Source organism: Pseudomonas sp. 22526 (genome assembly GCF_052044735.1).
In the GTDB taxonomy this organism is placed as follows: domain Bacteria; phylum Pseudomonadota; class Gammaproteobacteria; order Pseudomonadales; family Pseudomonadaceae; genus Aquipseudomonas; species Aquipseudomonas piscium.
On sequence record NZ_JBQENK010000004.1, the window covers coordinates 95,452 to 102,874 of the forward strand.

The 7,423-nt window shown below is 64.9% G+C and carries 6 protein-coding genes; 1 reads left to right on the forward strand and 5 read right to left on the reverse strand.

Annotation, left to right across the window (positions count from 1 at the left end; all coding sequences use genetic code 11):
- Positions 1-85 precede the first annotated feature (85 nt).
- From pyk to gcl, 5 genes are all read right to left on the reverse strand, one after another.
- Positions 86-1,501 carry a pyruvate kinase gene (gene pyk / locus ACTJKT_RS07350; RefSeq protein WP_440786644.1) on the reverse strand — a complete coding sequence of 472 codons (1,416 nt, stop codon included), beginning with the start codon at positions 1,499-1,501 and terminating at the stop codon, positions 86-88.
- The gene (locus ACTJKT_RS07355; protein WP_440786645.1) at positions 1,491-2,771 is read right to left on the reverse strand and encodes a glycerate kinase type-2 family protein; all 1,281 of its coding nucleotides are present in this window, start codon (positions 2,769-2,771) and stop codon (positions 1,491-1,493) included. The genes pyk and ACTJKT_RS07355 overlap by 11 nt, the downstream gene beginning before the upstream one ends.
- 170 nt (positions 2,772-2,941) lie before the next feature.
- Positions 2,942-3,832, reverse strand: coding sequence for a 2-hydroxy-3-oxopropionate reductase (locus ACTJKT_RS07360; protein WP_025805240.1), 891 nt, complete (start codon positions 3,830-3,832; stop codon positions 2,942-2,944).
- Between the two features lie 161 nt (positions 3,833-3,993).
- Entirely contained in the window at positions 3,994-4,776 is a 783-nt protein-coding gene (hyi, locus tag ACTJKT_RS07365) for a hydroxypyruvate isomerase (RefSeq protein WP_440786646.1), read from the reverse strand.
- 135 nt (positions 4,777-4,911) lie between these two features.
- Positions 4,912-6,687 carry a glyoxylate carboligase gene (gcl, locus tag ACTJKT_RS07370; protein ID WP_440786647.1) on the reverse strand — a complete coding sequence of 592 codons (1,776 nt, stop codon included), beginning with the start codon at positions 6,685-6,687 and terminating at the stop codon, positions 4,912-4,914.
- A gap of 264 nt (positions 6,688-6,951) precedes the next feature.
- Here gcl and ACTJKT_RS07375 point away from each other — a divergent pair, with 264 nt between their 5' ends.
- Positions 6,952-7,392, forward strand: coding sequence for a GlcG/HbpS family heme-binding protein (locus ACTJKT_RS07375; protein ID WP_106696806.1), 441 nt, complete (start codon positions 6,952-6,954; stop codon positions 7,390-7,392).
- Positions 7,393-7,423: the final 31 nt, after the last annotated feature.

A 7,423-nucleotide genomic window follows, 5' to 3' on the forward strand; every position in this document is an offset into this window, starting at 1 on the left:
AACCTTCCGCGATATCGAAGTGCACGCCCGCTTTGCGGTCGATCGCAGCCTTCGGCAGCGGCTACAGGCAGGGTTAAGATCAGGCTCAGATCAGGGTTTCGATGCGCAGCGAGTTGGTCGAGCCCGGCTGGCCGAACGGCACGCCAGCGGTGATCAACAGGGTGTCGCCGCGTTTGGCCATGCCTTGCGCCTGGGCGATTTCCAGGGCGGTGGAGCAGACCTCGTCGACCTGGCGCAGGCGGTCGTTGACCACCGAATGCACGCCCCAGGCCACGGTGAGGCGGCGCGCGGTGGACAGGTTCGGCGTCAGGTTGAGGATCGGCACCCTCGGCCGTTCCCGGGCCGCGCGCAGGCTGGAGCTGCCGGACTCGCTGTAGTTCACCAGCACCGCCACCGGCAGGATGCTGCTGATGCGCCGGATCGCGCAGCTGATGGCATCGGACACCGTGGCTTCGGCCTGGGGCCGGCTGACGTCGAGCTGGGTCTGGTAGTCGGGGCCGCTTTCCACCTGGCGGATGATCTTGCTCATCATCTGCACCGCCTCCAGCGGGTATTCGCCGGAGGCGGTTTCCGCCGAGAGCATCACCGCGTCGGCGCCTTCGGCCACCGCGTTGGCCACGTCCGTGACCTCGGCCCGGGTCGGGGCGGGGGAGAAGCGCATGGATTCGAGCATCTGCGTGGCCACCACCACCGGCTTACCCAACTGGCGGCAGGTGCCGATGATGTCCTTCTGGATCTGCGGCACGCTTTCGGCGGGCACTTCCACCCCCAGGTCGCCACGGGCCACCATGATCGCGTCGCTCAATTCGGCGATCTCGCGCAGTTGAGTGACTGCCGAGGGTTTTTCGATCTTGGCCATCAGGAACGCCTTGTCGCCGATCAGCGCGCGGGCTTCGCGAATGTCCTCGGGGCGCTGCACGAACGACAGGGCGACCCAGTCCACCCCCAGTTCCAGGCCGAACTCCAGGTCGCGGCGGTCCTTGGCGGTCAGCGGGCTGAGGTCGAGCACCGCCTGCGGGACGTTGACGCCCTTGCGGTCCGACAGCTCGCCACCGTTGAGCACTGTGGTGTCGATGGCATCGGCGTGCTTGGCGGTGACCCGCAGGCGCAGCTTGCCATCGTCCAGCAGCAGGTCCATGCCCGGCTCCAGGGCTTTGAGGATTTCCGGGTGGGGCAGGTTGACCCGGCGCTGGTCGCCCGGGGTGCTGTCCAGGTCCAGGCGCAGGGCCTGGCCGCGGTGCAGCTGGACCTTGCCTTCGGCGAACTTGCCGACCCGCAGTTTCGGGCCCTGCAGGTCCATCAGGATGCCCAGCGGGTAGTTCAGCTGCTTTTCGACTTCGCGGATCCACTGGTAACGCTGGGCGTGATCGGCGTGGTCGCCATGGCTGAAGTTGAGGCGAAAGATGTTCACCCCGGCCTGCACCAGCTCGCGGATATCGTCGATGCTGTCGATGGCCGGGCCGAGGGTGGCGAGGATTTTGACCTTTTTGTCAGGCGTCATGTTTGGGGCTCTCGAGGATCAGGATGGCGCGGAAGTCGTTGACGTTGGTGCGGGTCGGTTCGGTGACGATCAACCCATCCAGGGCCGCGAAGTAGCCATAGCCGTTGTTGTTGTCCAGCTCGTCGCTGGCATTCAGGCCCAGGGCGGCGGCGCGGGCGTAGCTGTCCGGGGTCATGATGGCGCCGGCGTTGTCTTCGGAGCCGTCGATGCCGTCGGTGTCGCCGGCCAGGGCGTAGACGCCGGGCAGGCCCTTGAGGCTTTCGGTGAGGCTCAGGAGGAACTCGGCATTGCGCCCGCCGCGGCCATTGCCGCGCACGGTGACCGTGGTTTCACCACCGGACAGGATCACGCAGGGCGCCGCCAGCGGCTGGCCATGCAGCACCACCTGGCGGGCGATGCCGGCATGGACCTTGGCCACCTCGCGGGACTCGCCTTCCAGGTCGCCGAGGATCAGCGGGCTGAAACCGGCCTGGCGGGCTTTCACCGCGGCGGCCTCCAGCGACTGCTGCGGCCGGGCGATCAGTTGGAAGTGACTGCGGGCCAGGCTCGGGTCGCCGGGCTTGACGGTTTCCGACTCCGGGCTTTGCAGCCAGCTGCGTACCGCCGCCGGTACCTCGATGGCGTAACGCTTGAGGATCGCCAGGGCCTCGGCCGAGGTGCTGGGGTCGGCCACGGTGGGGCCGGAGGCGATGACCGTGGCCAGGTCGCCCGGTACATCGGAAATCGCGTAGGTGTAGAGGGTGGCCGGCCAGCAGGCCTTGGCCAGGCGGCCGCCCTTGATCGCCGAGAGGTGTTTGCGCACGCAGTTCATCTCGCCGATGCTGGCGCCGGACTTGAGCAGGGCCTTGTTGATCGATTGCTTGTCCGCCAGGCTGATGCCCGCGGCGGGCAGGGCCAGCAGGGCGGAACCGCCGCCGGACAGGAGGAAGATCACCCGGTCCTGTTCCGACAGGTCGCTGACCAGCTCCAGCACGCGCTTGGCCACGGCCAGGCCGGCGGCATCGGGTACCGGATGAGCGGCTTCGACCACTTCGATTTTTTCGCAGGGGGCGCCGTGGCCGTAGCGGGTGACCACCAGCCCGCTGACTTCACCCAACCAGCAGCGTTCGACCACCTGGGCCATGGCCGCGGCGGCCTTGCCGGCACCGATGACGATCACCCGACCGCTGCGGTCGCTGGGCAAATGGGCTTCGAGGACGTGCTGCGGGTGGGCGGCGTCGATGGCTGTGGCGAACAGCTCACGGAGGAATTGTTGCGGATCGACCGGCATGGCGGGCTCCCGGATTTCTTGTTGTTCGAGGTGTGGCTGTAACGCAACCTGTAGCCGCTGCCGAAGGCTGCGATCGGCCGCGAAGCGGGCGCACGATCTCAAGATCGCTGAAGGCCTTCGGCCTTATCGCAGCCTGCGGCAGCGGCTACAGGGGATTGCCTGGCGCTCTCTTACTTGTCGCGGATCGAGAAGTTCGCCATGTGTTCCAGGCCCTTGATCAGCGCCGAGTGGTCCCAGTTACTACCGCCGATGGCCGCGCAGGTGCTGAACACTTGCTGGGCGTTGGCGGTGTTGGGCAGGTTGATGTTCAGCTCCTTGGCGCCTTGCAGGGCCAGGTTCAGGTCCTTCTGGTGCAGGCTGATGCGGAAGCCCGGGTCGAAGGTGCCCTTGATCATGCGTTCGCCGTGCACTTCGAGGATCTTCGAGGAGGCGAAGCCGCCCATCAGCGCCTCGCGCACCTTGGCCGGATCGGCGCCGTTTTTCGCGGCGAACAGCAGGGCCTCGGCCACCGCCTGGATGTTCAGGGCGACGATGATCTGGTTCGCCACCTTGGCGGTCTGGCCGTCGCCGTTGCCGCCGACCAGGGTGATGTTCTTGCCCATGGCCTGGAACAGCGGCAGGGCGCGCTCGAAGGCCTGGCTGTCGCCGCCGACCATGATGCTCAGGGTCGCCGCCTTGGCGCCGACTTCACCGCCGGACACCGGGGCGTCCAGGTATTGCGCGCCTTTCTCGTTGATTTTGGCGGCGAAGGCCTTGGTTGCGGTTGGTGAGATCGAACTCATGTCGATCACCACCTTGCCCGGGCCGACGCCCGCGGCCACGCCGTCGGCGCGGAACAGTACGTCGTCGACCTGGGGGGTATCCGGGACCATGACGATGATGAATTCGGCTTCCTGGGCCACTTCCTTGGGGCTGGCCAGGGCGACCGCGCCGGCGGCGACCAGGTCGGCCGGTGCCGCGTCGTGGTGCTGGGACAGGAACAGGCTGTGACCGGCTTTTTGCAGGTTGGAGGCCATTGGGTGACCCATGATGCCGGTGCCGATGAATCCGATTTTAGCCATGAGAAAATCCTCTTTTTGTTAGGTAGCACGCCCTCTGTAGGAGCGAGCTTGCTCGCGAAAAATGGCAGGGCGCCGTGTTCATTCAGGATGCCTGCGTCATCGTTGACGACCTTCGCGAGCAAGCTCGCTCCTACAGCGATGAACGATGACGCGGTTGCCGATCAGATTGCGTTGTGGCTCTTGAGCCAGCCCAGGCCGGCCTCGGTGGTGGTCAGCGGCTTGTATTCGCAGCCGACCCAGCCCTGGTAGCCGATCTTGTCCAGGTGTCCGAACAGGAAGCGGTAGTTGATCTCGCCGGTGCCTGGTTCGTTACGCCCCGGGTTGTCCGCCAGTTGGACATGGTTGATCGCGTCCAGGTGGCCGGACAGGGTCCGGGCCAGGTCGCCCTCCATGATTTGCATGTGGTAGATGTCGTATTGCAGGTACAGGTTGCTACTGCCGACCTGCTCGCGAACCGACAGGGCCTGGGCCGTGTTGTTCAGGTAGAAGCCCGGGATGTCGCGGGTGTTGATCGCTTCCATCACCAGCTTGATGCCCGCGGCCTGGAGTTTTTCGGCGGCGTACTTGAGGTTGGCGATAAAGGTCTTTTCCACCGTCGCATCGTCGACGCCCTGCGGGCGGATGCCGGCCAGGCAGTTGATCTGGGTATTGCCCAGCACCTGGGCGTAGGCGATGGCCAGGTCGACCCCGGCACGGAACTCTTCGACCCGGTCTGGCAGGCAGGCGATACCGCGCTCGCCCTTGGCCCAATCGCCCGCAGGAAGGTTGAACAGCACCTGGGTCAGGCCGTGGGCGTCGAGTTGCGCCTTGATCTCGGCGGAGCTGAATTCGTAGGGGAACAGGTATTCGACACCACTGAAGCCAGCCTCGGCGGCGGCCTTGAAGCGGGCGAGGAAGTCCTGTTCGGTGAACAGCATGGACAGGTTGGCGGCAAAACGCGGCATGGTGGTCTCCTGTAGAGGTTCAATCCTGTAGCCGCTGCCGCAGGCTGCGATAAGGCTGAAGGCCTTCGACGATCCTGAGATCTTGCGCATCCTGCGGATGCGATCGCAGCCTTCGGCAGCGGCTACACAGTGGTGTCAGTCGAGCAGGGAAATCGCGGTGGGGGCGTCGTTGCCGACCAGCGCCAGGTCTTCGAATTCGTTGACCGCGTTGATCTCGGTGCCCATGGAAATGTTGGTGACACGCTCCAGGATGATCTCGACGATCACCGGCACCTTGAACTGCTCGAGCATTTCCTGGGCCTGGCGCAGGGCCGGCTGGATGCCCGACGGCTCGAATACCCGCAGCGCCTTGCAGCCCAGGCCCTCGGCGACCGCGACGTGGTCCACGCCATAGCCGTTGAGTTCCGGTGCATTGAGGTTGTCGAAGGACAGCTGCACGCAGTAGTCCATGTCGAAACCGCGCTGCGCCTGGCGGATCAGGCCCAGGTAGGAGTTGTTCACCACCACGTGGATGTACGGCAGCTTGAACTGCGCGCCCACGGCCAGCTCTTCGATCATGAACTGGAAGTCATAGTCGCCGGACAGCGCCACCACCTTGCGACTCGGGTCGGCCTTGACCACCCCCAGCGCTGCCGGAATGGTCCAGCCCAGCGGGCCGGCCTGGCCGCAGTTGATCCAGTGGCGGGGCTTGTACACGTGCAGGAACTGCGCGCCGGCAATCTGCGACAGGCCGATGGTGCTGACATAGCAGGTGTCCTTGCCGAACACCTGGTTCATCTCTTCATACACCCGCTGCGGCTTGACCGGCACGTTGTCGAAGTGGGTCTTGCGTTGCAGGCTCGCCTTGCGCTGCTGGCAATCCTGCAGCCAGGCGCTGCGGTTCTTCAGCTTGCCGGCGGCCTGCCATTCGCGAGCGACTTCGAGGAACACGGTCAATGCCGAGCTGGCGTCGGAGACGATGCCCAGGTCCGGGGTGAACACCCGGCCGATCTGGGTCGGCTCGATGTCCACGTGGATGAATTTGCGGCCCTCAGTGTAGACGTCCACCGAACCGGTGTGGCGGTTGGCCCAACGGTTGCCGATACCCAGGACCAGGTCCGACTTGAGCAGGGTGGCGTTGCCGTAGCGGTGGGAGGTTTGCAGGCCGACCATGCCGACCATCTGCGGGTGATCGTCGGGAATGCTGCCCCAACCCATCAGGGTGGGGATGACCGGGATGCCGGTCAGTTCGGCGAATTCCACCAGCAGCTCGCTGGCATCGGCGTTGATGATGCCACCGCCGGCGACCAGCAACGGACGCTCGGCCTGATCCAGCAGGGCCAGGGCCTTTTCGACCTGGACCCGGGTTGCCGAAGGCTTGGCCAGCGGCAGCGGTTGGTAGGCGTCGATGTCGAATTCGATCTCGGCCATCTGCACGTCGAACGGCAGGTCGATCAGCACCGGGCCGGGGCGGCCGGAGCGCATTTCATAGAAGGCTTTCTGGAAGGCGTAGGGCACCTGGCCCGGCTCGAGGACGGTGGTCGCCCACTTGGTCACCGGCTTGACGATGCTGGTGATGTCGACGGCCTGGAAGTCTTCCTTGTGCAGACGGGCACGCGGGGCCTGGCCGGTGATGCAGAGAATCGGGATGGAGTCGGCCGAGGCGCTGTACAGGCCGGTGACCATGTCGGTGCCGGCAGGGCCGGAGGTACCGATGCACACGCCGATGTTGCCGGCTTTGGTGCGGGTGTAACCCTCGGCCATGTGCGAGGCGCCTTCAACGTGGCGAGCGAGGACGTGATCGATGCCGCCGACCTTTTGCAGGGCGGAGTACAGCGGGTTGATGGCGGCACCCGGGATGCCGAAAGCGGTATCGACCCCTTCACGGCGCATCACCAGAACGGCGGCTTCGATTGCTCTCATTTTGCTCATGGTTTTGTGCCTCTTACGTTTTGTAATTGTATACAAGTGGCTTTGCGCAGAGTGTATTCACGGCGAGTGTCGCAGGTCAATCCATTTTCTCTCGCGCTTGGATGCGTTCGTCCGGTGCCGATAAACAGGCGGCTTTTCGTCGGAAGCAGAGGTTTGCGAAAATTATTGTATACAAAAACAAATTTTGTTGTGTTCTATTTGTTGTATCGATCTTCTTATCGGAACACCCCAATTTTTCCCAATAACAAAATAAGGACGGCACCCATGAGCGCTTTAACCTTGAACGTTGCAGTCAGCCTGGCCGGCAAGGCCCTGGCCTTCGGCCGCCAGATCAGCGCGGCACCCTTGACCATTGCGGTGCTCGATGCTGGCGGGCACCTGGTGACCTTGCAGCGCGAAGACGGGGCCAGCCTGCTGCGGCCACAGATCGCCATCGGCAAGGCCTGGGGCGCGATCGCCCTGGGCAAGGGCTCGCGCCTGCTGGCGCTGGATGCGCAGCAGCGGCCGGCCTTCATTGCCGCGCTCAACAGCCTGGGGCAGGGCAGCGTGGTGCCGGCACCGGGTGGGGTGTTGATTCGTGATCAGCAGGGGGCGGTGGTGGGGGCGATCGGCATCAGCGGCGATACCTCGGATATCGACGAGCAATGCGCGATCAGCGCCATCGAGGCGCAGGGCTTGCAGGCGGATGCGGGGGTGAGTGCGTGATCTGTAACGTCTGAATATTCGCTATCGCGGG